This window comes from Bacillus sp. BR3(2024), assembly GCF_039134555.1.
In the GTDB taxonomy this organism is placed as follows: Bacteria; Bacillota; Bacilli; order Bacillales; family Bacillaceae_G; genus Bacillus_A; species Bacillus_A cereus.
In genome coordinates this window covers 2744692-2760814 of record NZ_CP152433.1, presented here as the reverse complement: position 1 = coordinate 2760814, position 16123 = coordinate 2744692, and the positions used below count along the sequence as shown (strand labels likewise).

Sequence of the window (16123 nt, the reverse complement as noted above, 5' to 3'; positions counted from 1 at the left end):
AGGGATGGTTACAATGAAGGGGAAAAAGGTATTAATTACGAGCGGTGGTTGTCTAGAAAAATGGGATCCAGTACGCGGGCATACGAATATGGCCAAAGGTACAATCGGAAGGATAATCGCAGAAGAACTTCTAGCTAAAGGGGCACATGTTATATATTTACACGGTTATTTTGCGGAGAAACCGAGTGATGTACATAGAGGGTTAGAATTACATCCATTTGAAGGAATCGTTGATTTACAAGATAAAATGAAAAGTATCATATCACATGAAAAGGTTGATGCAGTCATTATGGCAGCGGCTGGATCAGATTGGATTGTAGAGAAAATTTGTGATCAAGATGGTAATGTTCTTAATATGAACGGAAAAATTTCAAGTGATATAGCACCGATTATTCACTTTCAAAAGGCTCCAAAGGTATTAAAACAAATAAAAGAATGGGACCCAGAAACAGTACTTGTTGGTTTTAAACTTGAAAGTGATTTAAATGAAGAAGAACTGTTTGAAAGAGCAAAAAATAGAATGAAAGAAGCAAGGGCGAATGTAATGATTGCGAATTCACCACATTCTTTATATTCGCGCGGGGCTGTGCATTATGTAATTGGACAGGATGGTAAAGGGAAGTTGTGTAATGGGAAAGATGAAACAGCGAAAGAAATTGTCAAAAGCTTAGAGGTATTATGTAATCGTGTCACTGCTTTTTAAAATTAAGTTTTTAGATGAGAATGAATCCGCATAGTAATAAGTAAGCGAAACTTTAATTGGTGGGAATTTTACTTTTACACGAATGTGAAGCGTATACCAATCAAGAGCTATACACAGAATAATTGGTGAGGAGTGGATTCTATGGAACATTTATTAAAGCAAGCTATTAAACTTAGAAATGAAAAGAAATATGCGCAGTCTAAAGAGATGCTTATAGGATTAACAAACTTTACAAAGGATGCAGAAGTACTGTATCAGTGTGCGTGGATACATGATGTAATGGGGCTAGAAACAGAAGCAGTTCCGTATTATGAGCAGGCAATCGCAAATGGACTTGATGGCGAATCGCTTTGCGGTGCTTATATTGGTTTAGGAAGTACATATCGTTGTATAGGGGAGTATGAAAAGGCAATTAAAGTATTAGAAGCTGGGGTGAAAAAATTTCCAGAGAACGCTCCGATGAAAGTATTTTTATCATTAGCAAAATATAACGTAAACGATCACGAATCAGCGATGAAATTATTACTTGAAACTGTCGTGAAAGTAGAGGAAGTAAAAGAATTTGAACGTGCCATTTCATTTTATAAAGACCATTTAAATGAGGTTTTTAAATAAAGGAGTGAACGTATGAAGGTTACACTATCACGAAGGCGAAAAGGTATTTGGATTGGACTCGTCTCTTTAATTATGCTATCAAACTATTTATTGTATGCCCTTCCAATTGTACCAGTTGCGCCGAAAGAAGTTGTGCTTGGGTCATTATTAGATTGCATGTTTGTCATTCCAATCATCACGTATTTCTTCATTATTCGAAAAAGATACTCGTTAACATATATAGTTCCTGTTGTAATAGCTGGTTATATTTTTGCAAGATTTATTATTCCAAGTGATTATTTACAAGCTTTTTTATTCATCTCTTATATTATTGTTGCGGCTGAAATTGCATTTGTAGGTCTAGAATTATTCCTTCTCTATAAAATTGTTAGAGTGCTTCCTAAAATAATAAAAAAATATAAAGAATATAGAAGAGAAAATTATTCCTTTTCTTATGCAATTGATGCAGCGTTTGACGCTACTATGAAAAGAGGTAAGTTAATAGATGTCATTCTAACAGAGTGTAAGTTAATCTATTATGCGTTTTTATCGTGGCGTGAAAAAGTACCAACAGGTAAATCTGTATACTCATATCATAAAAAGACTGGTGCTATAGGTGTGTATATCATGATTATTCATGCAACAGCAATTGAAAGCATTGGTTTTCATTATTTACTACATCAGTGGAATCCAGTAATAGCATGGATTTTACTTATTTTAAATGTATACGCGATGATTTATTTTATAGCTGAAATACAAGCGATGCGCAAAAATCCACTTGTCGTAACAGAAGAACAAGTAATCATTCAAATCGGATTAGGAAAGAAAATTGTTATGCCATTTACACAAATTGATAATATTGCGTTCTACAAGGGTGAATTGCTAACGGCAAAAGAAGGGAAGCAGGTATTGGATGCAACTGTTATGGAGTTCATAAAAGAACCTGCTACTTTTGAAATAACATTAAAAGAGCCAGTGAAAGCGCAGTTGTTATACGGCTTTTCTAAAACAGTAAGTCGTGTTTACTTAAATGTTGATGAAGAACGAAAATTTTATGATGCGGTTAAGGAAAAGTTAAAACATGAGTAATAGTACTGTTAGTTGCATGAAAACAAATGAGTTTCCGTTAGAAGTGAAAAAATATGAAACATGGATAGTGAAAAACTCTTTCTAAATAAGAAGGAGTTTTTATTATGTACTTGTATAAATCATTATATAAAAAACTATATACTTCTTTATCACTACATAAATAGATATAATTGAGGATAGAACTAGCATAAGGGGAAACAAAATAATGAATAAGTTACTTACATCGAAAATTGAAATTATAGAAAGAAAAATCCGGTATAACTCAACAATAGTAGATCACAATTGCTTATTACTTGAAAAGCAATCACAAAGTATCGTTTTATTTCACGAGGTGCAGTATTCATTTACAATGACTGCAAATGATACTAAGTTAACAATCCCAAAAGGGAGTTATACAATCGCATATTACTGGAGAGATCGTCCGTACAATTTATACGTATGGAGAGATATAAAAGGAAAGTATTTAGGTTCCTATTTTAATATCGTAAAAAACACACAAATAAAAGATGAAGTGGTTTCCTTTGAAGATTTAATCATCGATATTATGGTACTTCCAAATGGAGAATATTTCATATTGGATGAGGATGAATTACCAGAACCATTAGGAAATTTCGAAGGTGGTTATGTGAAGAAAGCTCTTTATGAATTAAAAGAAATCATTCAAAAAGAGCTTCCACCAATAGTTTTGGAGACAGCCAGGGTGCGGAGGAAATAAAATTTAATTACATAAATATTTTGAATGGAAATGAGTAGTCTCAAGTTATATGATCTAACTTTTTTGATCAATCTAAGGTTAGTAGCATATCTCTTGAGATTACTCTTTTTTTGTAGAAATTTCGTCGCTTAGTTATTAAATCGATTTTAAATTTATGAAATAATATTGACTGAATCAAGTTCAGTCGTTTATGATTGAATCAGATTCAGTCGTGGTGAAAACATTGTAGGAGATGACGTATGAAAAGAATATCAAAAGAACCAGATGTAAGACGCCAAGAGTTAATGGATATTGGTTTTGAACTATATATGAAAAATGGTATGAAAGGATTTGGCATAAAAGATGTTGTGAATCATGCAGGTGTAGCAACGGGCTTATTTTATTATTACTTCAAGTCTAAAGAGAATTTTGTTGATGAAGTTTTAAATGACTGTATTGTGAAAAATATGGAGTTAATTGAAGAAATACTTGTTTCAAATGAACGGTCTGTCATGCAAAAGATGAAAGATTCACTAGATATATTTTGGACATTTATTGAAAAGTTAGCACCCTATAAAAATGTGAGTTCGTTTCAGACGGAACAACATTTTCAACTGGAACAGAAATTATTCGCACGTATGCAACCGTTAATTAGACAAGTAATTGAAGAGGGAGTAAACATAGGGGTTTTTTATACTGATAACTCATTATTAGCTTCTGGGTTTATTCTATACGGTCTTAGCAGTATTGCTCATTCAGAAGTAAAGTTGAATCTAGATACAAAACATGAAATGGTTAATTTAGTATTAACTACACTACGATACAATCAAAAGGAAGGAGAAAGTTTATGAAAATTATTATCGATGGAAATAATATCTCACAAGAGCAACTTATAAAATGGAAAAGAGAACGGATAAAAAAAGTATTATATACATTAGGACATAAAGAGCTTGAAATAAATGATACAGACGTCATGATAAAACAGCTAACGGAAATAAAGTTGCGATATACATACAATGAAATATACGAAAAGTTGAAATCAAAACTTAGATTAAGTGCATTAGGTATGCGTATCTGTACTCTTTTATCTGGCGATAGACGAAAATTTTCAAAAACTAGTATTTATTTAGACGGGATTACAGCAGAAGTAGCTATACATGGAATTGATAGTTTGATGCTTGAACAATCACGTGAAAATAACAAAGTGAATTTATCTGCTTGTCCTGATCACTATGTACTAAGACCCTTTGGGGAAAATGAATTAGAGGTTATCGAAACTACTGGTAATTCTCCGTTTCCAGTTCAATTTTTCATTGTTTTTGGTGACGAAACCGGATTGAAAACACCGAGAGATAAATCTTATCAATACCAATCAACAGGTGTTGCACGTATGAAAGATGGTACTACTATTGGTGGAGTTCGACATCAATTTAAAGATACTGATACAGGGATAGAAGTAAGTCTAGTTGTTGAGTTCCCAGCCCTTTGTCCTAATAGTCTAATTAAATCCCATCAAATGCATTTAGCGTGTGAGTTTTCTTATTGGTTACAGTGGATTAAAGATCAGAAAAAATAGTAAGTAAACGTCGTTTAAATAAACAAAAGTAAAATGTTCAAACAAATCATATGTATGTTTTAATAAAACCTAGTTGACTTATCGGAAATATTTGTATAATATGTACTTAATTCCATAACGTATTGCTGATTGGAGAAACCAAAGGCATTTTATCAACAGATAAAATGCCTTTGGTTTTTTTATTGCACAAATACTGAATCTGTTCATTTATATGAATCATTTTAAGGAGGGGAAGAAATGACTGTTTCAATTGATGGGGTATCAAAATATTTTTTGAAACAAACTGGTACGGTTCAAGTGCTAGAGAATATTAATTTTCAATTAGAGGAAGGGGATTTTGTTACAGTAATTGGTCCGAGTGGGTGCGGAAAAAGTACATTACTAAAAATTGTTGCAGGTCTAGATAATGATTTTGAAGGTGAAGTTGTTATTGACGGGGAGCCTATCTTAAAAACGAGCAAGAAACAAGGTTTTATTTTTCAAGAACATAGGCTTTTTCCATGGTTAACAGTTGAAGAAAATATAGCGGCAGATTTGTCGTTAAAAGATAAGTATGTGAAAGATAAGGTGAGAGAATGGGTTGAAATCGTTCGGTTAGATGGCTTTGAAAAATCGTATCCGAAAGAAATTTCAGGCGGGATGTCACAACGTGTTGCGATAGCGAGAGCGTTATTAAGAGATCCAAATGTATTATTACTTGATGAACCTTTTGGAGCGCTGGATGCTTTTACTCGAAGTCATTTACAAGAAGTATTGCTAAATATTTGGGAGCAGAAGAAAACAACAATGATATTCGTTACACATGATATAGACGAAGCGATATATCTTTCAAACCGAATCATCATTATGAGTGCAAAACCAGGGAAAATACATAAAGTGATTGAAAATAATTTGCCTTATCCACGAAATAAAACTTCTCAATCGTTCCAACAACTTCGAACGAAAGTATTACAGCAGTTTGAATATGGAGGGTTGATTCAAACAAGTATATAGGAAAAGGGTGATTTTATATGTATAAAAAATTTAAAGTTCTTTCTTTTGCTTTAGCTATATCAGTATGTTTATTAGGATGTGAAAAAAGTACAGCAAGTAGTAAGAAAGAAGATGTAACAATACAAATTGGTATACAGCAAGGGTTAAGCCCGCTATTACTAGCAAAGAAAAAGGGGTGGTTTGAAGAGGAGTTTAAAAAAGAAGGAGTTAAAGTGAAATGGACAGAGTTCCAAAGTGGACCTCCTTATTTTGAAGCAATCGCATCAAACCGATTAGACTTTGGTGAAGTAGGGAATTCTCCAGTCATTTCAGCGCAAGCAGCAGGTATTGGATTTACCGAAATCGCCAATACAAGTTATGCGAGAAAAGGAACTGGAATTCTCGTTCAAAAAGATAGCAAGATTGCGAGTGTAAAAGAGTTAAAAGGTAAAAAAATTGCGGTAGCAAAAGGAAGTAGTGCCTTTAATTTATTGTATCGAGCACTTGATAAAGAAGGGATTGATGCAAAAGAGGTAAATGTCATTCAATTACAACCAGATGAAGCGCAGCCTGCATTCGAATCAGGATCAGTAGATGCATGGGCGATTTGGGACCCTTTCATATCATTACATACGTTAAATAAAGGTGCGAAGGTGATTGCAGACGGTGAAACATTAAATGTCTCTTCACCAGAATTTTTAATTACGAGAACAAAATTTGCGAAAGAACATCCAGAATTAGTTGAGAAATTCCTCAAAGTTTATGAGAAAGCACGTGTATGGCAAGATGCTAACTTGGATGAAGCAATAAAAGTATATACTTCTGTAAAAAAGATAGATGCGGAGATCGTAAAAGAAGTGTTTAATCACGACAAACCAATTTTAGTTCCGGTAACGAAGGAAATAATAGCAGAACAACAAAAGACAGCGGATTTTCAATATAAGCTCGGTTCTATAAAGAAAGAAATTAGGGCGGAAAAAGTTGTAGATAATTCTTTCGTAGAAAAAGCATTGAAAGCGAAGTGAAAAGAGGTTTTGTAAAGTGGAAAATACGAAAGCTGTTATTAAACCAGCGAGTATAACGATTGAGAAAAACAGAGTTAAGAATGTGCGAAAGTTAAATGTAAAAGTTTTAGTAAGGGCGATTACTATACCGGTTATTATATTAATAATTTGGCAGTTAGCTGGCGTATTCGGCCTTGTTTCTAAAACAGTTTTACCAACACCATTAGATATTTTTCTAGCTTTCCAAGAGCTTATTAAAACAGGAGAGTTATTCGGCCATTTAAGTATTAGTGTATTCAGGGCTGCGGCTGGTTTCTTTATTGGTGGGGGCTTAGGAATCATTTTAGGAACGATTGTTGGATTTTCAACGAGAAGTGAGCAATATTTAGATCCATCTGTGCAAATGTTAAGAACTGTACCTCATCTAGCTGTTGCGCCACTTTTCGTATTATGGTTCGGTTTTGGTGAAACATCGAAAGTGTTATTAATTGCAGATGGTGCATTTTTTCCTTTATACGTAAACGCATTTTTAGGTATTAGAGGTGTGGATTCAAAGTTATTTGATGTTGCGAGAGTGTTAGAGTTTAGCAAAAGAAAACTAATTACGAAACTCATTTTACCATCTGCATTGCCTAACCTTTTACTAGGAGCAAGGTTATCGTTAGGTGTTGCATGGGTGAGTTTAGTAGTAGCAGAACTTATGGGATCTACAGAAGGTATTGGTTATATGATTATGGATGCAAGGCAATTTTCAAATACAGATATCGTATTTGTCGGCATAATTATCTTTGCATTTGTTGGGAAGTTTTCTGACTCTCTAGTACGTTTACTAGAAGCGAAGTTTTTAAGATGGCGAGATAATTTTAAAGGTGAGACTGGGAATTAACATATAAATTATTAGGGGTAATTTATATAGAATGTGTTAGTATACGATTCAAAATAAATAAGGGGTGTGTAAAGGCATGGAATTATTATGGTTTATTCCGGCTTATGGAGATGGTCGATATTTAGGAACGACAAAACGAGGAAGAGCAGCTGAATATGGTTATTATAAGCAAGTTGCTGCGGCAGCTGATTATTTAGGATATACGGGTGTTTTACTTCCAACTGGTCAAGGATGTGAAGACCCTTGGGTGTTAGCTTCAGCTCTTGCTGCTGAAACAGAAAAACTAAAATTTTTAGTAGCAGTAAGACCAGGACTAATGTCCCCTACAGTTGCAGCGAGGATGGCATCTACATTTGATAGAATTTCAGATGGGAGACTGCTTATTAATGTAGTAGCTGGAGGAGATCCAGTTGAACTACAAGGAGATGGATTATATCTTGATCATGATGAAAGGTATGAAGCAGCGGATGAATTTTTAAAAGTTTGGAAATCGACATTGCAAGGTGAAACGATCTCTTTAGAAGGAAAACATATTCAAGTTACAGATAGTAAAGTTGTATTCCCACCAGTTCAAACGCCATATCCTCCTATATATTTCGGAGGATCATCAGCTGCTGGAAAAGAAGTAGCAGCTGAACATAGTGATGTATATTTAACGTGGGGAGAGCCGCCAGAGCAAGTAAAAGAAAAAGTAGAAGAAGTAAGAAAACTTGCAGAAGAGAAGGGGCGTACAGTCCGATTTGGCATTAGATTACACGTAATTGTAAGAGAGACAGAAGAAGAAGCATGGGAAGAGGCCGAACGTTTAATTCAATATGTGGATAATGAAACAATTGAGCTTGCTCAAAAGACATTTGCAAGATATGATTCGGTTGGTCAAAAACGGATGACACATTTAAATAAAGGTACGAGAGAGTCGTTAGAGATAAGCCCTAATTTATGGGCTGGAATCGGACTTGTAAGAGGTGGGGCAGGTACTGCACTTGTAGGCGATCCGCATACAGTAGCAGAAAGGATAAAAGAATATGAATCGTTAGGAATTGATACGTTTGTTTTATCAGGATATCCGCATTTAGAAGAAGCGTATGAAGTGGCAGAATTGTTATTCCCATTATTGAAAGACAAGAAGAAAGAAGAAAATAAAATTGTTGGTGAAATGATTGCTGATGCATATGCATTAAAAAAATAGTGAGAAATAAAGTTTCACTTATTTATTGCTTCATTTTGTTTACTGCCTGTTAATAGGGTATAAAAAATCCGCAAGTTATTCGCTTGCGGGTTTTCATCGTAAATTATTAGAAAATATGGTAAAATCAAAGGGTAACTTAAGGTGCGGTTGGTTGTTCAATTATCACTTCTCCGAGTAGGAGGGGGGTGATAATACGTGAGTGAAATAGCGTTGCTACTGCAGGGTGGACTGTTTCTCGTTGCATTGTTAACGTTCGTCGTCGTTTTAATAGACAAGCTCAAAAAATAACAACCCACCTATGCCTATAGAATGTGGGTTGTTTTGTTTGTAAGAAACAAATAGGATAAATGAACAATCCAATCTGCTAAGTTACGTGGACTAGTGTGTAGCCGCACACTAGTCTTTTTTATTTATATACAATTTATAATTGGTTTATGTGATTGTATTGTTCTTTTCATACTCATTATAACACAGTGTCTTTTCATCAAGAAAGGAGACCGTATGTTCTGGTATCTATTATATAGTAGGTGCTTTTTCTTTGAACAGCCCATCCATATACTGTTTTAAACTTTGGACATAAAATTTCTGTGTATTCACATTATTTACACCGACAATGGGTGATGGAAGGTCAAATCTTTTTTCTGATAAATGAACGACAACATCAAAGATGTCAAACAAGCGAATGAAGCAAAACAGACCGTCTTTATCGCTAAGTAAAATAAAGTAATGATTTTCACTACTTGTATTTAGCGTATTCCATAAAGAACTTTTGCTTAAATCACGTACAATGCTTTTTTCTTTTAGTTCCACGAAATCTGCATTTGAGAGAATGGTAGAAATATCAATTGCATCTTGATCTTCAAAGTAGCCATCAACTGCTTGTACAGCGAATGTATAAGCCATTTTTAATATACTCATTTTATATTTACGGTTATCTAATAGTAATTCACGTTGAATAGAACTCGCTACTTTCGTTACACGTTCCTCTTTCCAAATTTCATTATGTAAGGAAATATCGTGCTTTTTACATAGTTTCATAATTAATGCATTAGAATAAAGAATTTCGTCGCTTACTTCGACAACATCAGTCTCAGCAGCCGCAAGTTCCTCACCGTGCTCATTCGTATAGAGTGGGGAATCAATTTGTCTTTTCATTTGTTCAATCTTAAATTGACTCAATTTATGCCTAATTAAAGGACGATCAATATTTGTTGTCATTTGTTCATGACAAGTATCACAAATTGAGTTTGTGAAATAATATCCACATAATATTTCTGGAATGACATATTGTTCACTAAGTTCTTTCGTATCTTTTCTGCAAATGATGCATTGTGTCATTTTTATCACCTTTACCTGCAAATTTGTATGTAATCTCATTGTAGTGTATTTATTGGTATTTTGGAATATTGTAAAGGAAAATATTATGTGAAATTCATACTTATTTTGGTACAATGAAGAGAAGTGCTAGTTTAAAGGAGGCCATTTTTTTGAAATCAAAAGTGCACTTTTGGACATTAGAAGTGCTAATGGTTGTAGGAATCATATTTATTTGCACAAAAATATCATTTTTATTTCAACCGATTGGTATCTTCATATCAACATTATTTTTCCCAATCTTAATCGCGCTTTTTTTATACTTCATATTTAATCCTGTATTAATCTTTTTGGAGAATAAAAAAGTACCTAGAAATTTAGCGATATTGCTGTTATATCTTTTTATCATAACATTAACTGCGGTTGGCGTTGGAGTAGTTGTTCCTACGATTTCACAACAGCTAATGGACTTAGTAAAAAATATGCCAGGCTACATAAAAGAGGGAAAAGTATACATACAAGAATTATCACATCATAGGTTGTTTGAATGGTTATCTACACAAAACTACGTTTCCATTGAAACAATTGAAAAAAATGCGATTGAATACTTAAAAGATATACCAAATACAATTACGTCGAGTGCAACGGCTTTATTTGGTATTATCACGAACGTTGCATTAGTTGTATTTACTGTACCGTTCATTTTATTTTACATGTTTAAAGATGGACATGCCTTTCCAGGAAAAGCGGTAAGTTTATTACCAGAATCTTACCGTGAAGAGGGGCTTCGTATCATTAAGGAAACGAACGAAACATTATCTGCATATATTCAAGGGCAAGCGCTCGTTTGTATATTTGTAGGTGCGTTTACTTTTATCGGTTATTTAATTATTGATTTACCGTACGCTTTCGTTTTAGGAATTATCGCAGCATTTACAAACATCATTCCTAACTTAGGTCCATTTATCGGGGCAGCACCAGCTGTTATTGTAGGACTGTTCGTATCTCCGATGCAAGCCTTATACGTAATTATTATCGTAACAATTGTACAACAGTTTGAAAGTAATATTATTTCACCACGTATTATGAGCTCGAAATTAAATATTCATCCACTAACAATTATTATTTTAATTTTAGGGGTAGGTAACTTTGCGGGAATTATCGGAATGATTTTAGCAGTACCAGTTTATGCAGTAACAAAAACAGTTGTTTCGAACTTAGTGAGATTGTTTAAGACGAAGAGAAGTAACCGAAAATAGTAAAAACTGAGAAAGATACACCGCTTTTTAAGTGGTGTATCTTTTGTTTATAAATAAATAATTAAAAGTGGGTTGATTTGATTTTATTATATATTTTTTATACATCAAATTCAGTGATAAACTTGTGTGATATAAGCTCTATAAAACTATGTGGAATCCCTCTGAACTATCCAAATCATTTCCTTACAGCGTGCTATCAACATCATAATCGACTCCTTTCAATTCTATATAGTTAAACGATTAAAGGTGAGTGTAGTACTTGCTTCTACGATCTCGAATTTCATCAATAACTTGTTTATATTGTCTTTCTTGTTTTAATTCATTTTGAGATATTGTTTCTTTTTGAATCGTAATCGTTAAAAAGAAAAGGTGAAACTTCATATGTGAATTCCTCCTTTCGAATTGGAATTACAGATGACTACAGTAATGACTTTGTCTTTCTTTTACAGAATTCATAGCCTGATTAATTTGTCGTTCATGAAGCATTTCAGACTCAGAAAATTTATTTTTTTGAATGGTAATGGTTAAAAAGAATACTTTAAATTTCATAAAATAATTGCCCCTTTATAAATGATTTAGAAAAAACGAGTGTAATAAGAAATTATAGGTGACTACAGTAATGACTTTGTCTTTCTTTTACAGAATCCATAGCCTGATTAATTTGTCGCTTATGAAGCATTTCAGACTCGGAAAATTTATTTTTTTGAATGGTAATGGTTAAAAAGAATACTTTAAATTTCATAAAATAATTACCCCTTTATAAGTGATTTAGAAAAGACGAGTGTAATAAGAAGATTGGCGCTCTTTTACTTCGTCCATAATGCTTTGGATGTGTTGTTCACGTAAAATCTCTTTCTGTGAAAGCTTACGTTTTTGAATGGTGATGGTTAAAAAGAATGCTTTAAATTTCATGAATATATGACCCCTTTAAAATATATTTTTAATACATTTGAGTGTAGTATGAACTTTTAATGTCAGTTATTTTATCAGTCAGTTGTTTTAACTGTTGTTTACGATTGATTTCAGTTTCAGATAAAGTATGTTTTTGAAGCATAGTCGTAAAAAAGAAAATATGAAAAGTCATAAATGAATTCCTCCTTTCAAAAAGGAATTACAGGTGATCACAGTAAAGTGCTTGGCGCTCCTTAACATCATTCATAGCTTTTTCAATTTGCTCATTATGAAGAATTTCATCTTTGGAAATTGTATTTCTTTGAATCGTAATACTTAAAAACAATACGCTAATAGTCATTGAATGTTGCTCCTTTCTTAGAAAAATAATGTAAGAGACTAAAAAATCGCGCAAAAAAACCACAGGAAGATACAGTTCTCCTATGGCTGGGCGTGAAAAAGCCACAGGAAAGTATACGACCTCCTGTGGCGAATTTATGAATTAAATGAAATAAATTACGATTTTCAATTCTCCATTAGGGTGGTCGAATTCATATTTAATTGTCCAGAAAACACAGGTGCAGTTAACGCTAAAGTTAATGCATGTAATTGTAATTTCATCATTTCCTTCGACCTCCTTTTAGAATTTTTTTCTTACGTTAGTAAGTATATACAATTAATGGATAATTGTAAACATAAAAAATGAAAATTTTTAATTTTGATTAAAATGCGTATATTTAAAAAGGGATTTGAAAGTAAATATTGTAATTAACGAAATATCGATAAAAATGGGGGATGCTAAATGAAATATATGCATCATAACATAATCGTTATGCTAACAATTTTTTTATTCATTACGGCTTGTTCTAACGGGGAAAGAATAAAAGATATATATGATGTTAGGTCAGATGATTTTAAGAAATATACTGGGACATACGTTGGTAATAATTCAGATGTGGTTGCAATTATTAATCATTTACCTGGTGGTGGAACAGTTCAAAGTATAAGTTTAGAAAATGAAAATATAAAAGTGAACTATGGTGCAAAAGAGAGTGGAGCTCTTACAGAAGAAATGATTGAGACGTATTGGTTTGATGAGAAAGATACGATGAAGAAGAATTTTCTCTTTAATGCTATATATTTAGTGATTTTAGTGCCAAATGCAAAAAGTTATGAGTTTCAGGTAGAGAATAAAAACTTTAAGATAACGAGGGAAGAAATGTTATCAATTTTGCATAGGATATTCGATGATTTTCCAAAAGAAAAAGATATATGGGATAAAAATAAAGTTATAAAGTTCTTTAACGGCAATGAAGAAAAAATTAAAATGCTTGTGGAAGATAAAGATTTTCGGAAATCTTTATTCGCTAAATATCAAGTGAACCAGTTGAAATAATGGAGGGGAGAAGATGGAGTTAGTATACAAAATTTCTTATCATAGAATGCAGGATCATTATTTACCTAAGTTAGTACAGGCAATTAGGCTCGTTAGTGAAGAAGATTTGTGGAAACAAGAGACCTCTGTTAATTCAATTGGTGGAATCGTACTACATATTTGTGAACATTTACAGAGAAATACAAGGCGTTATAAGGATCCAAATATAGTTTTTGAAAATGGAATTGAAGAATATTTTCCAGTGAAACAAATAAGCTCTGAAGCTTTGTTAAAAACTGTTGAAGAAATATTTGATGAGTGGGGCAAAGCATATATACAGGTCTGGGAAGAAAAAAGGCATATTGATCTTCAAAGTCTATTACATTTGGTTGAGCATACAAGCTATCATTTAGGGCAAGTAGTAGATCGTACAAAATGTATTGAGGGACAACAGTTTAATTTTTGTCAAAATGGTATAAATGAAAAGAATTTGAGAACAAGAGTTGAAACTTCGAATTTTTAGAAAGAGAGACATTCTTAATTGAATGACTCTCTTTTTTGTAAAAGAAATTTATGGAAAAAAATAATTCTATGTGATATGGTTAATTACATAAGCAATGAACCTATGAACCTAAGGTGGTGAAAATGTGAAGCCGACTCTAGAACAAAATAAATTAATATACATACAAATTGCAGAAACGATTGAATCTGATATTTTAAAAGACATATTGCTTGAAGAAGAACAAGTTCCATCGACAAATCAATTTGCGAAGATGTTACAAATAAATCCGGCTACCGCAGCTAAAGGGGTGAATGTATTAGTGGATGAGGGGATTTTATATAAAAAAAGAGGGATCGGGATGTTTGTTGCAAAAGGAGCAAAAGAAGTTGTACTAAAAAAAAGACAAAATACTTTTATGACTGAATATTTACCTAAAGTGTGGGAAGAAGCGAAAGTACTAGAAATATCAAAAGATGAATTGATGGATATGATTCAAAAGATTACGAAGGAGGGGAAAGAGGGATGATTGCACTTGAAACGAAAGATGTAACGAAAAAGTATAAAAAGAAAATAGCTGTAAATGAAGTAACGATTTCATTGGAAGAGAATAAAATATATGGTTTGCTTGGAAGGAACGGAGCAGGGAAAACGACTTTATTAAATTTACTAGCAGGACAAATTACTTCAAGTAGTGGAAGTGTATCAATATTTGGTGAAGATGTTTTTGAAAATAGTAAAGCGATGCAAAATATTTGTTTCGTTAGAGTAAAAGAAGAGTCTCATTTAAGTTATAGCGTAAAAGAAATTTTTAAGATATGTAACATGTTTTATAAAAATTGGGATCAGAAGTTTGCTGAAGAACTGGCGGGTAAATTTCAGCTTAATATAACAGAGAAATACCATAAACTATCTCATGGCATGCAAACAGTTGTAGGAATTATTAAAGGGTTAGCAAACAGAGCGACAATTACTATTTTTGATGAACCAACTACAGGATTAGACGCAGCACATCGTGAGTTATTTTATAGTTTACTACTAGAAGATTACGGGGAGTATCCCAGAACAATTATATTATCAACACATCTGGTAGAAGAAGTAACCCATGTTATTGAAGAAGTAATTATCATAAAAGAAGGTGCACTTGTTGTTCAATCAACAGTGGAAGATTTATTGCAACAAGGTCATATTATTTCAGGGCAAAAAGGTAAAGTGGAGGAGTTCTTGATTAATAAAAAAGTTATAAATAAAGAAATTTATGGGAATAAAGGTATTGCTGTTATATGGGAAGAGCTTTCTAATGAAGATTGTTACTCTCTTGAAAAAGAAGGTTTAGTAATTGATAGAATTACATTACAAAAACTATTTATTCACATGACTGGTGGTGAAGTGGAATGACGATGTTAATGAAACAATTGAGGTTACATATAAATTTTCATTATAAAGCAATTTTAATATTTTGGATTGTAGCTTTATTAATAAAAGGAGCTTTATATGCTGCTCATTTAAATGAAGCGAAAGTTGGTTATTTACCCGAAATTATCAATAATCCTTCAATTGCAATTATGATTTTTATAGTAGGGAGTGTTTTCATTGTTCAAGATGATTTATTTCGTTTAGCAGTTTCATTTGGTATAACGAGAATACAATATTTTATCGGAGCGATTTGTTATATTGTGTTGCAATCCGCATTGTTTTCATTCCTTCAAATACTGTTTTTACAAGATATAAAATATAACTTAGTAAATGTTAACTTTGGAGAGCAATTAATACAACAGTTTATTTTACAATTTTTATTTTATGTTACGATAGCATGTTTCTTTCAAGTAGTAGTAATTTTTAAGCAAAGATTTCAATGGATTGGTCTCATGATTGGTGGGTCGCTTTTCCTTTCAACAAATAGTGTGCTGTATGGAGAAGTAGGGATAAAAGGATTGTTATTTACAAATGATGTATCTTTAATAGATATCCCTTATTTTATTGTTATTTCAATTGGATTAACAATTCTTTATATCATAACTAGTAGTATATTTATTCGTAAAGTATCATTTGAACGAACAGTTTAAAATAGTGATAGA

Annotated in this window: 24 protein-coding genes; 17 read left to right on the top strand and 7 right to left on the bottom strand. The window is 32.6% G+C overall.

Annotation, left to right across the window (positions count from 1 at the left end):
• Positions 1–13 precede the first annotated feature (13 nt).
• The 11 genes from V7S45_RS14345 (at position 14) to V7S45_RS14295 (ending at position 8995) form a co-directional block, all read left to right on the top strand.
• Positions 14–703, top strand: coding sequence for a phosphopantothenoylcysteine decarboxylase (locus tag V7S45_RS14345; RefSeq protein WP_025686891.1), 690 nt, complete (start codon positions 14–16; stop codon positions 701–703).
• Positions 704–844: 141 nt separating this feature from the next.
• Positions 845–1318 (top strand): tetratricopeptide repeat protein, encoded by a 474-nt coding sequence (locus V7S45_RS14340; RefSeq protein WP_025686892.1) that lies wholly within the window; start codon positions 845–847, stop codon positions 1316–1318.
• A 12-nt stretch (positions 1319–1330) separates the two neighbouring features.
• The gene (locus V7S45_RS14335) at positions 1331–2386 is read left to right on the top strand and encodes a hypothetical protein (protein ID WP_025686893.1); all 1056 of its coding nucleotides are present in this window, start codon (positions 1331–1333) and stop codon (positions 2384–2386) included.
• 205 nt (positions 2387–2591) lie between these two features.
• Entirely contained in the window at positions 2592–3101 is a 510-nt protein-coding gene (locus V7S45_RS14330; protein ID WP_001037883.1) for a DUF402 domain-containing protein, read from the top strand.
• Between the two features lie 239 nt (positions 3102–3340).
• Positions 3341–3931 carry a TetR/AcrR family transcriptional regulator gene (locus tag V7S45_RS14325; protein ID WP_000822621.1) on the top strand — a complete coding sequence of 197 codons (591 nt, stop codon included), beginning with the start codon at positions 3341–3343 and terminating at the stop codon, positions 3929–3931.
• The gene (locus V7S45_RS14320; protein WP_025686895.1) at positions 3928–4656 is read left to right on the top strand and encodes a hypothetical protein; all 729 of its coding nucleotides are present in this window, start codon (positions 3928–3930) and stop codon (positions 4654–4656) included. The genes V7S45_RS14325 and V7S45_RS14320 overlap by 4 nt, the downstream gene beginning before the upstream one ends.
• A 237-nt stretch (positions 4657–4893) precedes the next feature.
• Entirely contained in the window at positions 4894–5649 is a 756-nt protein-coding gene (locus V7S45_RS14315; protein WP_000218576.1) for an ABC transporter ATP-binding protein, read from the top strand.
• A 17-nt stretch (positions 5650–5666) separates the two neighbouring features.
• A complete protein-coding gene (locus tag V7S45_RS14310) occupies positions 5667–6653 on the top strand; it encodes an aliphatic sulfonate ABC transporter substrate-binding protein (protein ID WP_000276927.1) in 987 nt (328 codons plus the stop codon).
• Between the two features lie 16 nt (positions 6654–6669).
• Positions 6670–7518: an ABC transporter permease gene (locus tag V7S45_RS14305; protein ID WP_000432108.1), complete on the top strand. Its 849-nt coding sequence runs from the start codon at positions 6670–6672 to the stop codon at positions 7516–7518.
• Positions 7519–7594: 76 nt separating this feature from the next.
• On the top strand, positions 7595–8707 hold the full coding sequence (ssuD, locus tag V7S45_RS14300) for an FMNH2-dependent alkanesulfonate monooxygenase (protein WP_025686896.1): 1113 nt from the start codon (positions 7595–7597) through the stop codon (positions 8705–8707).
• Between the two features lie 195 nt (positions 8708–8902).
• A complete protein-coding gene (locus V7S45_RS14295) occupies positions 8903–8995 on the top strand; it encodes a putative holin-like toxin (protein WP_001289320.1) in 93 nt (30 codons plus the stop codon).
• A 228-nt stretch (positions 8996–9223) separates the two neighbouring features.
• Here V7S45_RS14295 and V7S45_RS14290 read toward each other — a convergent pair whose 3' ends face one another.
• Positions 9224–10045, bottom strand: coding sequence for an HNH endonuclease (locus V7S45_RS14290; protein WP_000189709.1), 822 nt, complete (start codon positions 10043–10045; stop codon positions 9224–9226).
• Positions 10046–10194: 149 nt separating this feature from the next.
• Between V7S45_RS14290 and V7S45_RS14285 the strand changes: the two genes are divergently transcribed.
• Positions 10195–11280 (top strand): AI-2E family transporter, encoded by a 1086-nt coding sequence (locus V7S45_RS14285; RefSeq protein WP_000837892.1) that lies wholly within the window; start codon positions 10195–10197, stop codon positions 11278–11280.
• 240 nt (positions 11281–11520) lie between these two features.
• Here the strand turns inward: V7S45_RS14285 and V7S45_RS14280 are convergent, their stop codons facing one another.
• From V7S45_RS14280 to V7S45_RS14255, 6 genes are read right to left on the bottom strand one after another with little or no spacing between them, the layout of a single operon-like run.
• Positions 11521–11661, bottom strand: a complete 141-nt coding sequence (locus tag V7S45_RS14280; protein WP_000668497.1) for a YrzI family small protein — start codon at positions 11659–11661, stop codon at positions 11521–11523.
• Between the two features lie 27 nt (positions 11662–11688).
• On the bottom strand, positions 11689–11829 hold the full coding sequence (locus tag V7S45_RS14275) for a YrzI family small protein (protein WP_000669806.1): 141 nt from the start codon (positions 11827–11829) through the stop codon (positions 11689–11691).
• Positions 11830–11881: 52 nt separating this feature from the next.
• Positions 11882–12022: a YrzI family small protein gene (locus V7S45_RS14270; protein WP_025686897.1), complete on the bottom strand. Its 141-nt coding sequence runs from the start codon at positions 12020–12022 to the stop codon at positions 11882–11884.
• Between the two features lie 26 nt (positions 12023–12048).
• Positions 12049–12192 (bottom strand): YrzI family small protein, encoded by a 144-nt coding sequence (locus V7S45_RS14265; RefSeq protein WP_000668965.1) that lies wholly within the window; start codon positions 12190–12192, stop codon positions 12049–12051.
• A 28-nt stretch (positions 12193–12220) separates the two neighbouring features.
• The gene (locus V7S45_RS14260; RefSeq protein WP_000142710.1) at positions 12221–12364 is read right to left on the bottom strand and encodes a YrzI family small protein; all 144 of its coding nucleotides are present in this window, start codon (positions 12362–12364) and stop codon (positions 12221–12223) included.
• A 27-nt stretch (positions 12365–12391) separates the two neighbouring features.
• Positions 12392–12532 carry a YrzI family small protein gene (locus V7S45_RS14255; RefSeq protein ID WP_000156193.1) on the bottom strand — a complete coding sequence of 47 codons (141 nt, stop codon included), beginning with the start codon at positions 12530–12532 and terminating at the stop codon, positions 12392–12394.
• A 441-nt stretch (positions 12533–12973) separates the two neighbouring features.
• On the opposite strand from V7S45_RS14255, the gene V7S45_RS14250 reads away from it, so the two are divergent.
• From V7S45_RS14250 to V7S45_RS14230, 5 genes are all read left to right on the top strand, one after another.
• Positions 12974–13567 (top strand): DUF4825 domain-containing protein, encoded by a 594-nt coding sequence (locus tag V7S45_RS14250; protein WP_025686899.1) that lies wholly within the window; start codon positions 12974–12976, stop codon positions 13565–13567.
• Between the two features lie 13 nt (positions 13568–13580).
• Positions 13581–14069, top strand: a complete 489-nt coding sequence (locus tag V7S45_RS14245) for a hypothetical protein (protein ID WP_000424643.1) — start codon at positions 13581–13583, stop codon at positions 14067–14069.
• Between the two features lie 124 nt (positions 14070–14193).
• Entirely contained in the window at positions 14194–14574 is a 381-nt protein-coding gene (locus tag V7S45_RS14240) for a GntR family transcriptional regulator (RefSeq protein WP_000805185.1), read from the top strand.
• Positions 14571–15443: an ABC transporter ATP-binding protein gene (locus V7S45_RS14235; protein ID WP_089607545.1), complete on the top strand. Its 873-nt coding sequence runs from the start codon at positions 14571–14573 to the stop codon at positions 15441–15443. The genes V7S45_RS14240 and V7S45_RS14235 overlap by 4 nt, the downstream gene beginning before the upstream one ends.
• Positions 15440–16111 (top strand): DUF4052 domain-containing protein, encoded by a 672-nt coding sequence (locus V7S45_RS14230; RefSeq protein WP_000178200.1) that lies wholly within the window; start codon positions 15440–15442, stop codon positions 16109–16111. The genes V7S45_RS14235 and V7S45_RS14230 overlap by 4 nt, the downstream gene beginning before the upstream one ends.
• Positions 16112–16123 lie beyond the last annotated feature (12 nt).